General features: G+C 65.0%; 21 protein-coding genes. 16 read left to right on the forward strand and 5 right to left on the reverse strand.

Going from position 1 to position 18890, the window contains the following annotated elements; all coding sequences use genetic code 11:
- Positions 1-1419: DUF853 family protein (locus tag HGB10_06700; protein NTU71492.1), on the reverse strand; the 1419-nt coding region annotated here is incomplete at its 3' end.
- A gap of 159 nt (positions 1420-1578) precedes the next feature.
- Between HGB10_06700 and HGB10_06705 the strand changes: the two genes are divergently transcribed.
- Positions 1579-1983 carry a GNAT family N-acetyltransferase gene (locus tag HGB10_06705; GenBank protein ID NTU71493.1) on the forward strand — a complete coding sequence of 135 codons (405 nt, stop codon included), beginning with the start codon at positions 1579-1581 and terminating at the stop codon, positions 1981-1983.
- On the opposite strand, the gene HGB10_06710 is transcribed toward HGB10_06705, so the two are convergent.
- Entirely contained in the window at positions 1964-2545 is a 582-nt protein-coding gene (locus HGB10_06710; GenBank protein ID NTU71494.1) for a hypothetical protein, read from the reverse strand. The genes HGB10_06705 and HGB10_06710 overlap by 20 nt on opposite strands.
- Before the next feature lie 148 nt (positions 2546-2693).
- Here HGB10_06710 and HGB10_06715 point away from each other — a divergent pair, with 148 nt between their 5' ends.
- Positions 2694-3146, forward strand: a complete 453-nt coding sequence (locus tag HGB10_06715) for a GyrI-like domain-containing protein (protein ID NTU71495.1) — start codon at positions 2694-2696, stop codon at positions 3144-3146.
- On the forward strand, positions 3143-3772 hold the full coding sequence (locus HGB10_06720; protein ID NTU71496.1) for a hypothetical protein: 630 nt from the start codon (positions 3143-3145) through the stop codon (positions 3770-3772). The genes HGB10_06715 and HGB10_06720 overlap by 4 nt, the downstream gene beginning before the upstream one ends.
- A gap of 26 nt (positions 3773-3798) precedes the next feature.
- On the opposite strand, the gene HGB10_06725 is transcribed toward HGB10_06720, so the two are convergent.
- The 3 genes from HGB10_06725 to HGB10_06735 form a co-directional block, all read right to left on the reverse strand.
- Positions 3799-4974 carry a glycosyltransferase gene (locus tag HGB10_06725; protein ID NTU71497.1) on the reverse strand — a complete coding sequence of 392 codons (1176 nt, stop codon included), beginning with the start codon at positions 4972-4974 and terminating at the stop codon, positions 3799-3801.
- Between the two features lie 85 nt (positions 4975-5059).
- Positions 5060-5548 carry a ferredoxin family protein gene (locus tag HGB10_06730; protein NTU71498.1) on the reverse strand — a complete coding sequence of 163 codons (489 nt, stop codon included), beginning with the start codon at positions 5546-5548 and terminating at the stop codon, positions 5060-5062.
- A gap of 1 nt (position 5549) precedes the next feature.
- Positions 5550-6617 carry an acetyl-CoA synthase subunit gamma gene (locus HGB10_06735; GenBank protein ID NTU71499.1) on the reverse strand — a complete coding sequence of 356 codons (1068 nt, stop codon included), beginning with the start codon at positions 6615-6617 and terminating at the stop codon, positions 5550-5552.
- Positions 6618-6767: 150 nt separating this feature from the next.
- Here HGB10_06735 and mscL point away from each other — a divergent pair, with 150 nt between their 5' ends.
- From mscL to HGB10_06800, 13 genes are all read left to right on the forward strand, one after another.
- Complete coding sequence (gene mscL, locus HGB10_06740; protein NTU71500.1) at positions 6768-7163, forward strand: large conductance mechanosensitive channel protein MscL; 396 nt, start codon at positions 6768-6770, stop codon at positions 7161-7163.
- A gap of 138 nt (positions 7164-7301) precedes the next feature.
- On the forward strand, positions 7302-8012 hold the full coding sequence (locus HGB10_06745; protein NTU71501.1) for a response regulator transcription factor: 711 nt from the start codon (positions 7302-7304) through the stop codon (positions 8010-8012).
- Complete coding sequence (locus tag HGB10_06750) at positions 8005-9498, forward strand: HAMP domain-containing histidine kinase (protein ID NTU71502.1); 1494 nt, start codon at positions 8005-8007, stop codon at positions 9496-9498. The genes HGB10_06745 and HGB10_06750 overlap by 8 nt, the downstream gene beginning before the upstream one ends.
- A 513-nt stretch (positions 9499-10011) precedes the next feature.
- The gene (locus tag HGB10_06755; protein NTU71503.1) at positions 10012-10230 is read left to right on the forward strand and encodes a hypothetical protein; all 219 of its coding nucleotides are present in this window, start codon (positions 10012-10014) and stop codon (positions 10228-10230) included.
- Positions 10231-10308: 78 nt separating this feature from the next.
- Positions 10309-11739, forward strand: coding sequence for a hypothetical protein (locus HGB10_06760; GenBank protein ID NTU71504.1), 1431 nt, complete (start codon positions 10309-10311; stop codon positions 11737-11739).
- A gap of 127 nt (positions 11740-11866) precedes the next feature.
- Entirely contained in the window at positions 11867-12748 is an 882-nt protein-coding gene (locus tag HGB10_06765) for a phosphoribosylaminoimidazolesuccinocarboxamide synthase (protein NTU71505.1), read from the forward strand.
- 7 nt (positions 12749-12755) lie between these two features.
- On the forward strand, positions 12756-13226 hold the full coding sequence (locus HGB10_06770; protein NTU71506.1) for a DUF418 domain-containing protein: 471 nt from the start codon (positions 12756-12758) through the stop codon (positions 13224-13226).
- 2 nt (positions 13227-13228) lie between these two features.
- Positions 13229-13462: a phosphoribosylformylglycinamidine synthase subunit PurS gene (gene purS, locus HGB10_06775; GenBank protein ID NTU71507.1), complete on the forward strand. Its 234-nt coding sequence runs from the start codon at positions 13229-13231 to the stop codon at positions 13460-13462.
- 2 nt (positions 13463-13464) lie between these two features.
- A complete protein-coding gene (purQ, locus tag HGB10_06780; protein NTU71508.1) occupies positions 13465-14163 on the forward strand; it encodes a phosphoribosylformylglycinamidine synthase subunit PurQ in 699 nt (232 codons plus the stop codon).
- Positions 14163-14546 carry a hypothetical protein gene (locus HGB10_06785; GenBank protein ID NTU71509.1) on the forward strand — a complete coding sequence of 128 codons (384 nt, stop codon included), beginning with the start codon at positions 14163-14165 and terminating at the stop codon, positions 14544-14546. The genes purQ and HGB10_06785 overlap by 1 nt, the downstream gene beginning before the upstream one ends.
- A 145-nt stretch (positions 14547-14691) precedes the next feature.
- Positions 14692-17481, forward strand: a complete 2790-nt coding sequence (locus HGB10_06790; GenBank protein ID NTU71510.1) for a cation-transporting P-type ATPase — start codon at positions 14692-14694, stop codon at positions 17479-17481.
- Between the two features lie 3 nt (positions 17482-17484).
- Entirely contained in the window at positions 17485-18132 is a 648-nt protein-coding gene (locus HGB10_06795; protein NTU71511.1) for a TrkA family potassium uptake protein, read from the forward strand.
- A 10-nt stretch (positions 18133-18142) separates the two neighbouring features.
- The gene (locus HGB10_06800) at positions 18143-18808 is read left to right on the forward strand and encodes an NAD-binding protein (protein ID NTU71512.1); all 666 of its coding nucleotides are present in this window, start codon (positions 18143-18145) and stop codon (positions 18806-18808) included.
- Positions 18809-18890 lie beyond the last annotated feature (82 nt).

Consider the following 18890-nt stretch of genomic DNA (forward strand, 5'->3'; position numbering starts at 1 on the left):
CTGCGCGGGAGCTGTCGGGTAGTTGCCCGGCGGCACAGGAGCGCCCGCGGTGGTGGCGGGCGCAGCCGCCGCCACCGGAGCGGCTGCAGCCGGCGGTGCAGCAACGGCCGGAGCTCCGACGGGTGTCTGGCCGGCAGCAGCCGCAGCAGCGCGCAGCTTCTCGTATGCGCTCTCTCGGTCGAGAGTGGTGTCGTACTTGGCGCCCACAGGCGATGCGGAGCGGATAGCTGCGCGCTGCTCGGGCGCGATCGCACCGATGTGGCCGTGCGGCGGCACGATCCACGCGCGCTCGACGGGCGTGGGCGCACCGGTCGCATCGAGCACGGACAACAGTGCCTCGCCCACGCCAAGCTCGGTGACGGCCTTTGCGACGTCGACGGCGGGGTTGGGTCGGAACGTCTCGGCCATCGCGGTGACGGCCTTCTGGTCCTTGGGCGTGAACGCGCGAAGGGCGTGCTGAACCTTGTTGCCGAGCTGCCCGAGCACGTTATCGGGAATGTCGGTGGGGTTCTGTGTGACGAAGTAGATGCCCACGCCCTTCGAGCGGATGAGCCGCACGACCTGCTCGATCTTCTGCAAGAGCGGTGCGGGTGCATCAGTGAAGAGCAGGTGTGCCTCGTCGAAGAAGAAGACCAGCTTGGGCTTGTCGAGATCGCCCACCTCGGGCATCTGCTCGAAGAGTTCGGATAGCAGCCAGAGCAGCAGCGTGGCGTAGGCCTGCGGGGACTGCATGAGCGTGTCGGCGGCCAACAGATTGATGTAGCCGCGACCGGAGAGATCTGTGCGCATGAGGTCGGCGAGCTCGAGCGCGGGCTCCCCGAAAAATTTGTCGGCGCCCTGAGTCTCGAGGGTCAGCAGCTGGCGCTGGATCGCGCCGATACTCGTCGCGGCGACGTTGCCGTACTCGCGCTGAAGCTGCTCGGCGTTCTCTCCGACCCACGCCAGCACAGCGCGCAGGTCCTTGAGGTCGAGCAGCATGAGGCCGGCTTCGTCGGCCGCCCGGAATGCGACGTTGAGCACGCCTTCCTGGACGTCGTTGAGCATCAGCATGCGGGCGAGAAGCACCGGTCCCATCTCGCTGACGGTCGCCCGGATGGGCTGACCTTTCACGCCGAAGACGTCCCAGAGCTGCACCGGACACGGCGTCGTGTCCCAGCCCTCGGCCATGCCCAATTCGCCGAGACGCGCATCGACCTTCGGGTTGCCACCGCCGGCCTGGCTTGCGCCCGCGAGGTCTCCCTTCACGTCGGCCGCGAAGACCGGCACGCCGATCCGCGAGAAGCCCTCTGCCAATGCTTGTAGGGTCACGGTCTTGCCCGTGCCGGTCGCGCCGGCCACCAGACCATGCCGGTTGGCCATGTTCGGCAGGATGACCACTTGAGTGGTGGTGTTCTTTGCAGCGAGAATCGGGTCTGCCATTTCAGGCTCCTTTTCGGCGACTTTGACCGTCGGACGACGCGCTGGATTGTGTTATGGGTATTCCCTCCCAAGAGAGAAGTGTACGTCCGGTTGCGACAACCGGCTTGCCTGCAACGAGGGGGACGTGAATTGCGAAGAGCTGTAGTCGAAGATGTGCCCATGCTTATCGAGATGATGGCGGAGTTCCACGAAGAGGCCGGCCATCCTTTCGACGCGAAACGCGCCAACGCAGCATTCGAGACGCTCATTGCCGATAGGCAGCACGGCGTGGTGTGGCTCGTGCTCGATGACTACGAGCCGGTCGGCTACGTGGTCATGACCACCGCCTACTCGATGCAATACGGGGGTCGTGTCGGGCTCCTCAACGATCTGTTCGTCCGTCCCGGGTATCGCAGTCGAGGTCACGGGTCGAGGGTGGTTCGACGGATGCGCTCGGAGGCGAATGCGCTCGACCTGCGGGCGCTGTTCGTTCAGATCGAGGTGGACAACGCCGCAGCGATCACGGCGTATGGCCGAGCCGGTTTCGAGATGACGGACCGTCGGCTCATGGTTGCGCGACTGTAGGTGCCGCGGAATCGGCCGCAGCCTCCTCGCGGCGTACGCGTTCGACGCGCGGCATCAGCGCAGGAAACCGCTCCCACACCGCTTCGACTGCCGCCGTGGCGTTCTCCTCGGACAGGCCAGTTCCGAATCGGATCGTCTTGCCTTTGTGGTCGAAGGAGATGAACTCCTTCTTGTCGCCGGAACTCGCAGTCGGTCGCACGTTGGTCACATCTGCCATGGGGTAGCGCCAGTCGAGCCCGATGCGAAACGCCTCGACCCTGCGACGGGCCTCGGAGGCGGAGAAGGTCACGATCTCGCGCCCTCCCAGTGACATCGCGAGGACTGTGATCGCGAATGCGCCGCCGAGCGTCCAGCCGATGAGCCAGACGACCAGGAAGATCGAACCGACCGACAGCGAACGGAGCTCGCGCACGAGGCCGACGAGCGCGAAGGTCTCGCCGGCGAGCCAGCCCACCAGCCACACCGACATGAACGCCGCGACACAGCCCGCCTTCTGAGTGGGCATCACGATTCGGATGCGCTCCGGTGTCTGCTCGATCACGGTCTCGGTGTACGTTGTCATGCTGCAAGTATCGGCAGCCGCGCGGCGTCTGTGAAGCACGGATGAATGCGCCGCCGACCGATGGCCGCACCACATGGTGCCCACGCCCTGCGCTACGCTGTACCCGTCAGTCCGAGCGACCCATTCCGCGAACCCGGGGAGCATGCCTGTGTACGACATCGGTGTCAGCTACGTTCCGCAGCGCATGGCGCTGATCGCGCATCGCCGAGTGAGCGCACTCGAGGCTCCGGCCGTGATCGCGCAGGCATTCGACGAGATCGCGGCGCACATCGCATCGGGGGCCGCGGTCGGCGCCGAGGAGTGCATCGCGATGTTCCCGCGCGACTTCTCGGCGGACGGTGAATACGACATCCGAATCGCGGTGGTCATCGCCGACGGCGTCCCGGCGCCCGGTATCGAGCTCGACGAGCTGCCGGCGTGTCAGGTCGTGCGGGCCGTGCACCGTGGCCCGTACGCCGACACCGCGGTGGGCTGGACCGCGATCGAGGAGTGGATGGACGAGCGCGACCTCGATCCCGCACGCGACCTGTGGGAGGTCTACGTCACAGGCCCCGATGAGATCGACGAGCCGATCACCGAGTTGCTGGTGCCGCTGCCGTGAGTGTCGACGACATCGACGTGCGCCAAGCGCTCGCCGATCCGCCCCCCGCACCGCCGGGTGAGCGGTTGTGGGTGTGGGCGGTAAGCGCGGCGGCGGTGATCGTGATCGGGGCGCTCAGCGCGACAAGCGGTGCGCGCGTCCCCTTGCTGTGGTTCGTCGACTTCGGCGTGCACGAGTTCGGCCACATGGTCTTCATGTGGGCGCCCTGGACCGTTACGGCAGCAGCGGGCTCGATCTCACAGGTCGCGCTTCCGCTGGGGCTGGCTGCCTACTTCGCGTTCGCCCGCCGCGAGCTCTGGGCCGCCGCACCGCTACTGGCGTGGGCCGGCGCCTCAGCGCGCAATGCCGCCGTCTACATCGCCGACGCACCGTACCAGCGGCTTCAGCTGTGGGGCGGGGAGGGGAGCTTGCACGACTGGGCGCAGCTGCTCCAGGGCAAGCCGATGATGCTCGCCGAGGAGATCGCCTGGACCGTTAACGCTGTTGGTTGGCTCGCCATCGCAGGAGCGCTCGCGATGGCGCTCGTTCAGATCGTGCGGATCGTGCGGCTGCGTCGCGCGGCCGCTGCGGACCTCGCGCGCCATGCGACGTTACCGGTGCGCGAGCCGCGCGGGCCTATCGGCTGAGCGAGGGCTGGTCGTGTCCCGGCTCGCTAGCCCAGCTTGAAGCGCTGCGCCGCGAGCAGGTCGGCCGCCGAGTAGAACGTGTCGCGCCACACGACGCCTCCGCGCGAGCGCACGAGAAACGCGCTGCGCACCACCGCGGCGGCCACGAGCACCCAGCCGATCGGCCACAGGAGCGCCGGCCAGATGAGCCCGGTGTTGCGGTGCAGCGCGGCCCCGGTCGTCAACGTCGCAACGACGGTCGTCGCTACGCCGAGCCACATAAGCCACGTGATCTGCGCACCGAGCCCCAGAGCCAGCGCCAAGAGCGGTGAGTACTCGATCAAGCCGAACAGCGCGAACACGAGCGCGACGAGTGGGAACGGCGTGCCGGCGAATGTACCGCCATTCTTCTCAACGCCGCAGAAGAACTCGCCCACGCTGCCGTAGATGCTTACGGATGCCGCGTCGCGGCCGTTGAGGTACTCGCAGCGTCCGCCGGCGCGTTTGACCATTGCGCCGAGCGCCATGTCGTCGGCGGTCTCGAGTCGCAGGTACTCGAATCCCGGAGTGCGGTCGAACGCCGAGCGGCGCACGAGCGTGAAGCCGCCGCTGCCGACCGCCGCTTTGGAGTTGGGATCGCGCACGGAGTCGGGGCTGACGGCTATCGCCATGATGCGGACGAAGATCGCCCACAGCACGTCGACGAACCCGCTCTTGCTGCGGAACTCGGGAACCAGCGCAACGAGGTCGAAGCCGTTCGCCTCGCAGTGCGCAAGCGCGCGGCCGAGCATCCCGGGCGCGATCTCAATGTCGGCGTCGGAGAACAGCAGCCAGTCGCCGGTGGCTTCGCGGGTTCCAAGCTCGAGTGCGTGCACCTTGCCGAGCCACCCATCCGGCAGTAGGTCGACCCGGACAGCGCGAATGCGTGAATCCGCGGCGGCGAAGTCGGCGAGAATCTGCGAGGTGCCGTCGCTCGACCGGTCGTCGACGACCACGATCTCAAGGTCGGGATAGCGGTCGGAGAGGCGCGAACGCAGCGAGTTGCCGATCTCGGCAGCCTCGTTGCGAGCAGGCACGATCACGCTCACGCGAGGCCAGACGGCGGGCGAGGGCGGTGCGAGTTTCGAGAGATCCTGGATCTGCCCGAGGTTGCGTGCGACGACGAAGGCCTGCAAGAACCAGCAGGCGCAGAGTGCTGCGACGATGACTGCGAGAACGATCATGTTTTGCTACCTCCCAAACCAACTATCGGCTTAGGAGTGCAAGGGCATTACCCGAGCCGACCGAACCGGTCGGCGAGCGGTGCTATCAAGAAGGCGCAGCCCGTTCGCCCGACGTCGTCGGCCCGGCGCTTGAGCTGCAGCAACTCGAGGGCTGCGGAACCGCACGCGGTGCGAGCTCGCGCGGTTCGACCGGCGGCATGACCGGGCCGACGCTCGCGCAGCACCCGGTGCTCGGTGCCGCTGTCGCTGCAGGGGCATCACCGCAGCAGGAGCCACCCGCCGACGCGCCTTCGGTCGAGCAGCCGCACGTGGGCTCACCGCCGTAGATCCAGCTGTGGATGATCGCCGCTGCGCAGCCGACGCCCGGCTCGACCGATATCGCGCCGGAGGAGCAGTTCATCGCGCAAGCGCCGCACTCCATGCAGGCCCCGCGATCGGCGAGGTACGCGCGCTTATCGGGACCGATCGCGAACACGCCGTGCGGACATACGAGCGTGCACTGTCGGCAGCCGGTGCACTTCTCGGCGTCGAGAGCGAGGGTCACGGCATCCTCGAGATAGCGCAGTCCCTGCATGTCAGCCTCCGATCCGCGTCGCCCAGGCGACGGTCCAACAGATGAGCGCGATGCCGAGCGCCACGACTTGAACGGGGATGGCCCGTCGCAACTCGAACTCGACTCCACTGGGAGAAGTGTACGGCGTTGAGCCGGTGAAGTTCACGCCGACGTAGGACGCGGTCGCCGAGACGGCCAGCACGACCGCCGCCCACTGCCATGCGCTCATCAGCCCGAGCATGCCCGGCAGCGCGAGCAGGGCGCCAAGCGCGACCAGCGCTCCGATGACCGCGCCCTTGATGGTGAAGGCGCGTCCGGGGAGCCACGGCAGCAGAGCCGGCACAGCGACCGCTCCTGATAGCACCGCCAGCGCGAAGGCGAGGGTCGCCGGGAACAGCGCCATCAGCACGGCCTGCCAAGCGAAGCCTCGCGCACCGATCGACGCCCCCAGCACTGCGAACGCCGCCATGATCGGAATCGCCCACAACCCGTACTTGAGCGAGGGCACGAGCTCCATCGGCGACAGCGCGAGCCTCTCGGGAACGGTGAATGTCACGGCGCGCATCTCGGGGGTCGCCTTGAGGCCGGCCGCAAGGAACTCACTCAGGTCAGCCGAGCGCACCGGGCCCCACACGACGCGGTATCCGGTCGCCGCGCGCACCGCATCTGCCGAGACGCCCACGGCCCCGAACTGCGGCAACACGATGGTCTCGTGCCCCACGTACTCGGCAAGGTGGGTGGAGAAGATGCGGCGCACCAACTCGTCGGTGCCGAAGGTCTTCTTGCCGGCCGCGCACCACACGTTGATGCCGTACGTCTCAAGCACCAGCAGCCAGACATCGGTGCCGGCGAGGTCGCGTCGCACGAGGTCGACGGTCATGCGGTAGTTGCAGGTCACGATGACGGGCGAGTCGGGCGTGGGATCGCCAACCCGATACAGGCCAGGCTCGAAGCGCGCCTTCATCCGGCCGATACCCCACCGGAATCCCCAGCGGGCCAGCGTGTCGCTCAACGTCAGTGTCGACGACAGTCGCACGACGTCATCCGGCGAAGCGTACGAATTCGATCCCGTGTCTCCGAGAAGTCCCATGTGCCACCAATGATTCGATGATTGTCGAAGTAGTGTCGCCCGATAGTAGTTTGATGTTCATCGAAGTGTCAACGGTGCCGAGCATCGCCGGTCGGGGTACCCTCATCCTGAGCAATCAGGCAGACCCATCAGGCGAGGAATGGAGGGCGCATGTTCAAGGAGTTCAAGGAGTTCGCGTTCAAAGGCGACGTCGTGAACCTGGCGATCGGTGTCGTGATAGGTGCGGCGTTCTCGGCGATCATCAAGTCGTTCGTGGACAATCTGATCAACCCGCTGATCGGACTGGTGGGGGGCGGGAAGGCCGCGCTCGATGCCCTGGTGATTCACGTCACGCCGACCGTCTCAATCACGTACGGTGCGTTTCTCTCGGCGGTTCTGAACTTCGTCATCGTCGCGTTCTCACTGTTTCTGGTGGTGAAGTCGGTGAACCGGTTCCGTAAGCAGGAGGAGGAAGCCGATGACCGCGAGTGCCCACGCTGCCTGACCCTCATACCCAAGGCCGCCACGCGGTGCTCGGCGTGCACATCGGAGCTGACAGCGGAGTGACTATTGCTGGCTCGAGGCCTTGAGGCCGGGAGCGCTGGCAGGGTGTAGATTCGGTGGAGTTGCCGCTGGTAGAGCGGCTTGGTCGTAGACTTTGCTATGGATACAGACGTACGTGTCCCGAACTCGAGGAGGCGCTTAATGGCTGCGGAAACCCGCCGCATCCTGTTGGTCGAAGATGAGAAGACGATTCGCGACGCCGTTGCCGCGTATCTTGAGCGTGAGGGCTACTGGGTCACGCCGGCAGAAGACGGCCAAGTGGCGGTCGACTCGTTCGCGAAGTACCGCTTCGACCTCGTCGTGCTCGATCTCATGCTGCCTAAGCTTTCAGGCGAAGAGGTCTGCCGACAGATCCGAAACGCGTCCGACGTGCCAATCATCATGCTCACCGCAAAGGGCGAGGAAGAGGACCGCATCGCCGGTCTCGAACTCGGCGCCGACGACTACCTGGTCAAGCCATTTTCGCCGCGTGAGCTCGTCGCTCGCGTCCGCGCGCTGCTGCGCCGGGCCCACGTCGACAGCGAGCCGCAGCGCGATCGGCTTGTGTTCGACTATCTCGAGATCGACGTCGCGGGCCACAAGGCGTTTCTTCGTGGCGAGGAGCTCGACCTGACCGCCAGTGAGTTCAAGTTGCTCACCACGCTGTCGCGCTATCCGGGCCGCGTGTATTCGCGCATGGAGCTGGTCGAAAAGGTGCTCGGCTACGACTTCGAGGGCTACGAGCGCACGATCGACTCGCACGTGAAGAATCTACGCGCCAAGCTCGACGACGACCCCAAGGAGCCCACGTTCATCTACACGGTTCACGGCGTGGGGTATCGGTTTGAGGCTCCGAAGAGCGCGGATGCCTGAGGTCGACTCGGCAGCCGTCTCGGCCGAGCAAGCGAGCGAGGCGCCCGAGCAGATTGGCGCGCCGCCAGCGTCCCGCAAGGCCGTTCGCGGGCCTCGCACGTTCGGTCGTCGCCTCGCGCTAGCGTTCGCGACCGTCGCCGCTTTGACCGCGATTCTCGCCGGCGCGCTGCTTTCCGTTGCGTGGAGCTACCAGTTCAACGAGTACGTTCGCGACAATCTGCAGCGGTTCGCGGACGGGGTCGCGACGATCACCGCGACTTACTACCCGGCCTACGGGTTCGGCTATCAGACGCTGAGCCAGATTCCCATGCTCGGCGAGACGAGCAATGTCGGGGTGCAGGTGCTCGACGTCGACGGCATGCTCGTCTACGACGAGGCGACGATGCGCAAGCACATGCAGGCCATCATCACGCAGGGCGGCGCCATCCAGCCGAGCCTGGTGGCGACTGAAGCCAATATCCTCAGGCCCAACGGGCCGGTCGCCACTGCGGCCATCAAGGTCAACGGACAGACGGTCGGCAGCGTACGCGTGTGGGCGTACGGTCGCGGCGCACTGATGACCGACCGGGACACGCAGTTTCGGCAGGGCTCGTTCATGGGTCTGTTCATTGCCGCCATCGCCGCGATCATTTTGGCGTCGATCGCCGGCGCGCTGTACTCCCGGAGGCTCGTCCAGCCGATTCAGCGCATCACCGCGACCGCCGAGGCCTTGCGTGGTGGGGACCAGGACGCACGGACGCGGATGGACGCGGATGATGAGATCGGGTTCCTCGGCAAGACGTTTGACGAGATGGCCGACTCCATCGAGGCCGACCGCGCGATGGAGCGACGCCTGACCGCCGACGTCGCGCACGAGTTGCGCACACCGCTTCAGGCGATCCAGGCCACCGTCGAAGCGATGCAGGACGGCGTTCTTCCTGCCGACGAGGAGCATCTGGGTATCGTGCGAGACGAGACCGTGCGGCTCGGGCGACTCGCCGGCGGCATCCTCGAGCTGACTCGACTCGAGCGCGGGTCGCTCGTGTTCCGCTGCGAGCGGATTGACGTCGCCGTGCCCGTCCGGGCTGCGCTCGACGCCCACCTCGCGCTGCTCGAGACGTGTGACGTCAGCGCTACATCGAGCTTCCAGGACAGCCTCTTCGCCAACATCGACTCCGATCGCCTGCAGCAGGCCGTCGGCAACCTGCTCTCCAACGCCGCGCGCTACACGCCGGCTGGCGGCAGCGTGCACGTGAGTGTGCTTCGCGACGGAGACTGTGCGCTCATCGAGGTCGCTGACACCGGAATCGGTATCGCCGAGGAAGACATGACGCAGGTGTTCTCGCGGTTCTGGCGCGCGGACAGCGCTCGTGATCGGTCAAGTGGCGGTATCGGCATCGGCCTCGCCGTCACCAAGGAGATCATCGAGCGGATGCGGGGCACCATCGGAGTGCGAGCCCAGGTGAGTGGCGGTACCGTCTTCTCGATACGGTTGCCGCTGGCGTGATCGCCTGATCGTCTGACAATCTCAGAGGCCGGTTGGATTGGCCCGCGGCGCTCCAGCAGCTCACTCGTTGCGAGCGCGAACGACGCACCTCACCGTCACACCGGTTGCACTCCCACTCGCCGCGCTGCGTATGCTGCTCGTGCCCAGCGAGGAACTGTCGGCAGCCGTGATCCGGGCGTTGTCGGCGATGACACCTTCGGAGTGGGCTTCAGATGCAGCACGGAACTGAAGGGGCTGCTCGGCGGGCGCGGAGCTGCTTGCACTGCGCACCTGACCAGTGGCTCCGGCATATCCCAGAGTGGCGCACCCTGTGGTGCCCAGAGCGCCTACCACGGTGAAGGTAAGCACACACAACAGAAGTGCGATGCGTTCCGTTCTGTGATTCGATTTCCCCATGACGCCTCCCCGGCGTTACTTGTTGATACCCGTCTTGGGCACGGGTCTCACGGGGAGGGCTCGCTTGCGGTCTTGCTCAGGTATCCTCGCAGGTGACGACTACGGATGGAGCACTCGATGATTCTCGGTATGCCGGTCACGGCGATAACGTTGGCGATAGGCGGCGGAGCGCTGTTCGCAGTGGTGCTCTTCCAGGTTCTGCTCGGCGCTCGCGTGATCAAGTTGGGCAAACGGCATCGCGTCGTGCACAAATGGGCCGCCTACCTGATCCTTGCACTCGCATCGATTCATGGGCTGCTCGGTGTGCTCTTCGTCACCGGAGCGCGCATAGGCTAGGTGCTTGGCGGTATACTTCTCGCTGGAACCCGTCATAGCCCACATCACACCACGGCTCCGATGAGAATCGAGTTACGCATGCGTTCGACCCTCTCAGGCCCTTCGGCCTTCGCGCGCCTCCTCATGATCGCGATCGTCTTTTGCATGCTCGCGCTTGGCACGGCGGCGCAGGCGTTCGCGACGGACTACGATCCCGAACTGGTCATCTCCAACGCCAATCTCCGCGACTACGATTCGATGACCGTCGCCGAGATCCAGGCGTTCCTCGAGTCGCAGGACGGCATTCTCAAGTCCTACTCAACCAGGGACTACGACAAGGTCATCACGCTGTCCAAGACCGTGAGCAACGTGAACACCACTCCCGATAAGGGCGAGCCGCTCAAGCCGGCATCGCAGATCATCTGGGAGGCGTGTCAGGCCTGGAAGATCAACCCCAAGGTCATGCTCACGATGCTCCAGAAGGAGCAGAGCCTCATTACAACCAAGCCGCAGCCGGGTTCGACCACGCTGGCCCGCGCGATCGGCGCCGGCTGCCCGGGTAGCCTCGTGCAGGACTATCCCCCGTACAACAACAAGGTCGCCACCAACCGCTATCCGGGATTCGGCAACCAGATGTGGCACGGGGCGAGGCTCTTGGACGGCTACGGCGAAGGCAAGAACGGCTCGACGATTCCGCTGTTCACGGCTGGTATCAAGAACTGGGTGTACGCGCCGACCGTCTCCGGCAGTACGTGGGTGCTGGTAGGGAAGCGCAACTACAGCGCCGCCCGCGAACTGTACGACTACTACGACTACGAGTATCGGGCGCCGAACGCGACGATACTTCGCACCCGTAAGTGGAGCACCACCGACAAGGCGTATCACGCCACCTACTACATCCGCACGTCGAATCTTGCGACGTACAAGCTGTACACCTACAACCCCAGCATCGGTACGCGAATGCCCTACAACGACCTCGTCGGACGCGGGTGCACGGGCAACGCGAACTTCTGGAAGCTGTACCGCGGGTACTTCGGGAGCACGCTGACCGGTCCGCAGTTCAAGCGCGTGTTCCGTTTCCGCAACCGCAGCAACGGGACGTACCTGTACACGGCCTCGCTGACCGAGCGCTACCACCTGGCTTCGAGCCACTCGGGGACGTGGCTGTACCAGGGCACGTCGTTCTCGGTGGACACGTCGGTTGCGGCTGCGAGCACGATTCCGGTGTATCGCTTCTACAACAAGGACACGCATCGCTACTCGTTCACGAACGACACAGCGGTCTACGACTATCGCCGCAGCACCGCCGGAAAGCGGATCTGGACGTATCAGGGCATCGCGTTCCGGGCCGCATCCAAGGCCTCCGCCGGCAGCGTCGCGATCTATCGCTTCTTCAACAAGCAGACGCGCACGACGTTGTTCACGAGCAAGAAGTCAGCGATCACCGAGCTGCGCAAGACCGCTGCGCTCAGGCGTATCTGGTCGTACGAGGGTGTCGCGTTCCACCTGCCTCGAGCGGGCACGCTCTAGCGCGAAGCACCCTCGCCCCACTCGGCCGCTTCGCCTACAATGGCGGCGAGCCGCCGCGCCCCCATCGCCTTCGTCACACTCCGGGCCGGCTATCCGACCCGCGATCCCGGAGGAGTTCTCTGTGCCGATGATTCCGCTGACGCCCGATTCCCAGGGCAAGGTCCGCGACCTGTACGATCTCGGCGACTCGCTCCTGCTCGTCGCATCAGACCGGCTCTCGGCGTTCGACGTGGTGCTCGACGACCCGATTCCGTTCAAGGGCGAAGTGCTCACCAAACTCTCACTCTTCTGGTTCGAGCTGCTCTCGGGGGTCACCGCGAACCATCTGCTCTCCGCCGACGTCGCCGATCTTCCCGAGCAGTTCAAGCCGTACTCGGAGTACCTTGCAGGCCGCTTCATGCTCGTGAAGAAGGCCAAGGTCTTCCCGGTCGAGTGCATCGTGCGTGGCTACCTCGCAGGCAGTGGCCTCAAGGAGTACAACCGCGCCGGCACCGTGTGCGGCATCCCGTTGCCGGCCGGTCTCGTGGAGAGCAGCAGGCTCGAATCGCCACTGTTCACGCCGAGCACCAAGGCCGAGATCGGCGATCACGACGAGAACATCAGCTTCGAGCGCATGGTAGAGATCATCGGCGAGGACGACTCGAACGAGCTGCGCGACGTTTCGCTCGCGGTCTACTCGGCGGCTCGCGATCACGCGGCGACGCGCGGCATCATCATTGCCGACACCAAGTTCGAGTTCGGCGTCATCGACGGCAAGATCACGCTCGTCGACGAGGTGCTCACCCCCGACTCAAGCCGCTTCTGGCCTGCTGATACCTACGCGCCCGGCGCGAGTCAGCCCAGTTTCGACAAGCAGTTTGTTCGTGATTGGCTTGAGGCGAGTGGCTGGGACAAGACCCCGCCGCCGCCCAAGCTGCCCGCCGACGTACTCGAAGCCACCTCGGCGAAGTACATTCAGGCCTACGAACTGATCACCGGACGCACATTCATCCCGGAAGGGAAGGCGTAACCCACGCATGGCCCGTCGCAGCCCCACGAATCCGCGCTATCAGAAGCACACGAGCCCGGAAGGCAAGACCCGCAAGTCCGCCGCCGCCGCAAAGCCGAAGAAGTCATCGGCCAGCAGCTCGAAGTCGAGTACATCGGCGACCAAGAAGTCGACCTCGGCGCTTGCGCTCAAGAACCCGGACACCCCGGAGTTCAAGGCCGCGCGCCGCATCTGGTGGATCACCCTCGTCGTGGGGCTCGCGCTCACGGCCGCGTCATATGCGCTGGGCGCCTACGTGAAGACGGGCTGGAGCCGCAACGCGCAGGCGATCACGCTTGGACTTGCGTACGCGGCGATCATCTATGCGTTCTACATCGACTGGACGAAGATGCGGCCCATGCGCAAGGCGTCTTACGAAGCGCAGAAGTCGGGCAAAGCGCCCAAGCCCGAGAAGGTCGCGAAGGAAGATAAGCAGACGTCTGACGGAAAGGACGCATAGATATGGCTCGCTACGAGATCTACGTGACCTACAAGAAGGGCATCTTCGACCCGCCAGGCGCCACCGCCGAGCGCGCGCTGGTCAACCTCGGCTACGAGGGCGTTCACGAGGTCAAGATCGGCAAGTACATCCGCATCGAGGCCGACGCCGACTTGGCGACCGTCTCGGAGATGTGCGACAAGCTGCTCGCGAACCCCGTCATCGAGGACTACCGCATCGAGACGGTGGAGGAGTAGCCATGCGCTTCGGCGTCGTTATCTTCCCCGGTTCCAACTGTGAGCAAGACGTCATCAGGGCCACGAAGTACCTCGGCTACGACGCCGAGTACGTGTGGCACGGCGACACCGACATCTCCGGCTTCGACGCGATCGTGCTGCCGGGTGGCTTCTCCTACGGCGACTACATCCGCTGTGGCGCCGTTGCGCGCTTCAGCCCCGTCATGGCCGAAGTCGTGCGCTTCGCCGACGCGGGAGGGCCCGTGCTCGGTATCTGCAACGGCTTCCAGATCCTCACCGAGGCACACCTGCTGCCCGGCGCCCTCTTGCGCAACCGTGGCCTGAAGTTCATCTGCAAGCCGGTCACCATGCGGGTCGAGGACAGCGCCTGCCAGTGGCTCGACACGCCGGCGGGCTCACTCATCAGCGTGCCGATCAACCACAACGAAGGCAACTTCACCTGCGACGCCGAGACGCTTGCGTCGCTCAACGCCAATCGCCAGGTCGTGCTGCGCTACGTCGAGACCGACGGCTCGACCGCTCCCGGCGGGTCGGCGCCCAACGGTGCGCTCGACGACATCGCGGGCATCTGCAACGAGCGCGGCAACGTCTTCGGCCTCATGCCGCACCCCGAGAGGGTCGTTGACCCGATCACCGGCGGCACCGATGGCCAGCCGTTCTTCACGACCATCGTGAAGCGACTCGCCGAGGTCGCCGGCTAGTGCCCGGAGACGATTACGTACTTGGCGGGCCGGTCTTCTGGCTCGCTACCGGGCTGCTGCTCGCTGCTGGCGCACTGGCCGCGTTCGTGGTGTTCGACTGCGTGCGCCGTGCGCGTGCCGTACGCGCGGATGACGCCGGGCCGGACGCGGGCCGCGTGGCCACCCCGCTTCGCTGGTGGTACCTCGCGCCGCAAGCCGTGTACCTCGTGCTGGTGGTGCTCGGCCAGTTCCGCATAGTGCCGGTCGTGGTGACCGGCATCACCGTCTTCGCGACGCCGGTCCTCATCGGCCAGGGCGTCTTCTATCTGCTGAGGGTCGTGTTCCCCAAGGGCGTATCGGATGAGGCGGACGACGGCCCCGATTCTCGTCATGAGGATGCCTGAGCTACCGCTTCGTCGCCTGCTACACAATTGTCGCTCGCTACGCCGATAGTTAATGCAGGAGTTTGCGCAGCGTGCGGGAACTGTACGGGGGTTACCCGCGAAAAGGCGGCCCGTGCGGCTGCCGGAAACTCGAGGCGCGACAGGCATGAATGAGCGACGAGCTCTCTGCGGTGGTGGCGAGTGTTCGGGGCAGACCCGAGCGGAAGTACTGGAGGCGATGCAGACCTCCGAAGCGGGACTCACGTCGGACGAGGCGGCTAGACGCCTCACCGAGTACGGCCCCAATGAGATCCGCGAGATCAAGGGCCGACCCCTCATCCTGAAGTTCCTGGAGAACTTCTATCACCTGTTCGCGATCATGCTGTGGGTCGGCGGCGGGCTCGCCTTCGTCGCCGACATGCCGCAACTGGGTTGGGCCATCTTCGCGGTCATCTTCATCAACGCCATCTTCTCGTTCTGGCAGGAGTTCAAGGCCGGCAAGGCCACCGAGGCCCTCAAGAAGATGATCCCGCACAAGGCGAAGGTCATCCGAGACGGCGCCGCGTGCGAGATCCTCGCAGCCGACCTGGTGCCCGGCGACCTGATGTTGCTCGAGGAGGGCGACGCCATCTCGGCGGATGCGCGCCTCATCGAGGAGTTCGAGCTGCGCACCAACAACGCGACGCTCACGGGCGAGTCGGAGCCGGTGCGAAAGAGCGCGATGGCCCATGACGACGACAAACTGACCGAACTCGAGATGCCCAACCTCGTGTTCGCGGGCACGTCGGTTGCATACGGCAGCGGGCGTGCGGTCGTGTTCGCAACCGCGATGGACACTCAGTTCGGGAAGATCGCCGAGCTGACGCAGAGTGTCGAGTCAGAGCTCAGCCCGTTGCAGAAGGAGATGGAGAAGGTCACGCAGACCGTCGCCATCATCGCGACCGCGATTGGCGTGAGCTTCTTCTTCATGGGCTACTACCTTGGTGGCTTGAGCCTGATCGAAGGCTTCGTCTTCTCGATCGGCATCATCGTGGCGCTCGTTCCCGAAGGCCTACTTCCCACGGTGACCCTCTCGCTCGCGATGGGCGTGCAGCGCATGGCCCAGCGTCATGCCCTCATCAAGAAGCTGTCTTCCGTTGAGACGCTCGGCTGCACCACGGTCATCTGCACCGACAAGACGGGCACGCTCACCAAGAACGAGATGACGGTAACCGGCGCCTGGACCGATGGCATGACATTCGACGTGTCGGGCGGTGGTTACGAGCCCGTTGGCGAGTTCTCGCGCGGCGGCACGCCGCTCGATGCGACGCAGAACGCGTCCGTGATGCGCCTCGTGACTGCAGCGGCATTGTGCAACAACGCGCGACTACTGGCCCCCAACGGTGGCAGCGACGCCTGGACCATCCTTGGCGACCCGACCGAAGCCGCGATGCTTGTAGCGGCGAGGAAGGCCGGGTTCGACGTTGATGTCGAGACCACCCGCATCAAGCGCGTGTTCGAGCTGCCGTTCGACTCGGTCCGCAAGCGGATGTCCGCCATCTATCTGGCGGCGGGTGCTCGTACCGCGTACGTAAAGGGGGCGCCGCGCGAGGTCCTCGACCTGTGCACACACATCCAAACCGCCGATGGAGCGGTTGAGATCGGCTCGGCGCAACGCGAGGCGATCATCGCCCAAAACGACGCGTTCGCCCGAGACGGGCTGCGGGTACTCGCGACGGCGTATCGGCCGATCGCCGACGACGAGAACGACTACTCGCCCGAGACGACCGAGCGCAATCTCGTGTTCGTTGGGCTCATGGCGATGATGGACCCGCCGCGTGAGGAGGTCGCCGTCGCGGTCCAGGAGTGCCACACCGCCGGCATCCGCATCATCATGATCACCGGCGACTACGGGCTGACCGCCGAGTCGATTGCAAGGCGTATCGGCATCGTCAAGGCCGATAAGGCCCGCATCCTCACGGGCAACGAGCTCAACGACCTCTCCGATGAGGGCCTACGGGAGGCGCTCGACGCCGGCGACGTGCTGTTCGCGCGCGTTTCGCCCGAGCACAAGATGCGCATCGCCCAAGCACTCAAGGACATGGGCAACGTCGTCGCGATGACGGGCGACGGTGTCAACGACGCGCCAGCGCTCAAGGTCGCCGATATCGGCGTCGCAATGGGTATCGCCGGTACGGACGTGGCGAAAGAAGCCGCGGACATGATTCTGACCGACGACAACTTCGCGTCGATCGTGCATGCCATTGAAGAAGGGCGCGCGGTCTACGACAACATCCGACGGTTCGTGGGCTACATCTTTGCGAGCAACGTTCCCGAGCTGCTGCCGTTCATCTTCTTCGTGCTCTTCAAGGTGCCGCTCGCGTTGACGGTCATGCAGATCCTCGCCATCGACCTCGGCACCGACATGATCCCGGCTCTCGCGTTGGGTACCGAGGCCGCCGAGCCGGGCATCATGAAGCGCCCGCCGCGCGCCCGCACAGAGCGCATGCTCAACGGGCGTCTGCTGTGGCGCTCGATGTTCTTCCTCGGCGGCATCCAGGGCATCGCCGCCATGGCTGCGTTCTTCTCCTACTACATGCTCCACGACGGCTGGACGTTTGCCGCCGGAGTGGGAGCGATGGCGGCATCAGGCCCCATCTATGCGTCTGCCACGACCATGACTCACGCCTCGGTCGTCACCACGCAGATCGGCAATGCGTTCGCGCAGCGCACAAATCGGGAATCGGTATTCAAGATCGGTCTGTTCTCCAACAAGTTCCTGATGTGGGGCATCCTGATCGAGATGATCATCATCAACATCCTGATCTACGTGGAGCCGTTCCAGAGCATCTTCGAACACGGACCGCTTGGTGTAATCGACTGGGTGATCCTGCTTGCGATGGTGCCGCTGCTGTTCGTCGCCGACGAGATCCGGAAGTTCTTTGTTCGCAAGTTCTACCCGCTTGAGAAGGGCTGAGCCATGAGAGTGATTATCGGAGGGTGCGGCAGAGTCGGCGCACTGCTCGCGAACCAGTTCGAGACGGGGGGCAACGACGTCGTCGTCATCGACAAGGACCCCGGAGCGTTTCGACGGCTCGGCAAGATGTATCGCGGTGAGACCGTGCGCGGCATGATCTTCGACCGCGACGTGCTCGAGAAGTCGCAGATCGCACGCTCGGACGCGTTCGTCGCCGTGACGAGCGGCGACAACTCCAACGTGGTCGCGGCGACGATTGCGCGTGAGATGTATCGGGTGCCGAAGGTCGTAGCGCGCATCTTCGATCCTCGCCGAGCCGAGATCTACCGACGCCTGGGCATTCAGACGGTGTCGTCGGTGGCGTGGGCGAGCAATGAGATCGTGTCGCTTGTCATGTTCCAGCACACGGTTCGCGACGTCAGTCTCGGCGGTGGCGAGGTCCAGCTCGTGCGGGTGTCGATCCCGCCGAGGCTCGCAGGCCGCTCGGTGAGCGATCTGACGAGCCCCACCGAGATCATGCCGGTGGCCATCGTGCGTGCCGGCAGCTCGTTCATGCCGACGACGCACGAGATCTTCCAAGACGGCGACGTGATAGAAGTTGCCGTGCTGACATCGGCGATGAGCCGCTTCGAGAGCATGACCAACCCCTAAGGAGGATGTCGTGAACACAGTCATCATCGGCGGGGGAAAAGTAGGAGCGAGCCTCGCCAAATCGCTTTCGGAGTCCGGTGACACCGTCACCGTCGTCGAGGTGAACCCCGAGCGCTGCGAAGTGCTCACCCAGAAGCTCCCCAAGGTCACCATCATTTGCGGCGACGGCGACGAGCCGTACGTGCTCGACGAGGCCAACGCCCGCTCGGCCGACGCGATCGTTGCCGCGACCGGTCACGACGAGGACAACCTCGTGGTGTGTCTGCTCGGCAAGTACGAGTACGGTGCGGCCAAGACCATCGCGCGCATCAACAACGGCGACAATGCGTGGCTGTTCAACGACCGCTTCGGTGTGGACATCCCTGTGAGCAACACCGCGATCATGGCCGAGGTCCTGCGTCACGTGAGCCTGGGCGACATCGTCACGATGCTGCAGCTCAAGGCAGACAACATGGTCATCGATGAGGTCGTGCTTCCGGGCGATTCAGACGTCGTAGGCAAGCGGCTTGCGGACCTGAGACTGCCGGAAGGCTGTCAGGTTATGGTCATCGTGTCCGAGGCAGGCGTCGTGGTACCTCGCGGCGATACAGTGCTCAACGCGGGCGATGAGCTGCTGATTCTCGCCAAGAACGAGCGGGAGGCGGAGCTCAAGCAGCTCTTCTCGTCGGGCGGTTAGCCGTTCGCGCTCAAACGGCGCCTGCTTGGTAGGCTGTGGTCGTGACCGCTCGGCTACAATGGGCGCAACGCCGCCACGAACC

Source organism: Coriobacteriia bacterium (genome assembly GCA_013334745.1).
Classification (GTDB): Bacteria; Actinomycetota; Coriobacteriia; order Anaerosomatales; family JAAXUF01; genus JAAXWY01.

Bases quoted from the DNA above. Each gene is read 5' to 3' on its own strand.
- HGB10_06705 (NTU71493.1), top strand. From the start codon at position 1,579: ATGCTTATCGAGATGATGGCGGAGTTCCACGAAGAGGCCGGCCATCCT.
- HGB10_06710 (NTU71494.1), bottom strand. From the start codon at position 2,545: ATGACAACGTACACCGAGACCGTGATCGAGCAGACACCGGAGCGCATC.
- HGB10_06725 (NTU71497.1), bottom strand. From the start codon at position 4,974: ATGATCGTTCTCGCAGTCATCGTCGCAGCACTCTGCGCCTGCTGGTTC.
- HGB10_06730 (NTU71498.1), bottom strand. From the start codon at position 5,548: ATGCAGGGACTGCGCTATCTCGAGGATGCCGTGACCCTCGCTCTCGAC.
- HGB10_06735 (NTU71499.1), bottom strand. From the start codon at position 6,617: ATGGGACTTCTCGGAGACACGGGATCGAATTCGTACGCTTCGCCGGAT.
- mscL (NTU71500.1), top strand. From the start codon at position 6,768: ATGTTCAAGGAGTTCAAGGAGTTCGCGTTCAAAGGCGACGTCGTGAAC.
- HGB10_06745 (NTU71501.1), top strand. From the start codon at position 7,302: ATGGCTGCGGAAACCCGCCGCATCCTGTTGGTCGAAGATGAGAAGACG.
- HGB10_06750 (NTU71502.1), top strand. From the start codon at position 8,005: ATGCCTGAGGTCGACTCGGCAGCCGTCTCGGCCGAGCAAGCGAGCGAG.
- HGB10_06755 (NTU71503.1), top strand. From the start codon at position 10,012: ATGATTCTCGGTATGCCGGTCACGGCGATAACGTTGGCGATAGGCGGC.
- HGB10_06760 (NTU71504.1), top strand. From the start codon at position 10,309: ATGCGTTCGACCCTCTCAGGCCCTTCGGCCTTCGCGCGCCTCCTCATG.
- HGB10_06765 (NTU71505.1), top strand. From the start codon at position 11,867: ATGATTCCGCTGACGCCCGATTCCCAGGGCAAGGTCCGCGACCTGTAC.
- HGB10_06770 (NTU71506.1), top strand. From the start codon at position 12,756: ATGGCCCGTCGCAGCCCCACGAATCCGCGCTATCAGAAGCACACGAGC.
- purS (NTU71507.1), top strand. From the start codon at position 13,229: ATGGCTCGCTACGAGATCTACGTGACCTACAAGAAGGGCATCTTCGAC.
- purQ (NTU71508.1), top strand. From the start codon at position 13,465: ATGCGCTTCGGCGTCGTTATCTTCCCCGGTTCCAACTGTGAGCAAGAC.
- HGB10_06790 (NTU71510.1), top strand. From the start codon at position 14,692: ATGAATGAGCGACGAGCTCTCTGCGGTGGTGGCGAGTGTTCGGGGCAG.
- HGB10_06795 (NTU71511.1), top strand. From the start codon at position 17,485: ATGAGAGTGATTATCGGAGGGTGCGGCAGAGTCGGCGCACTGCTCGCG.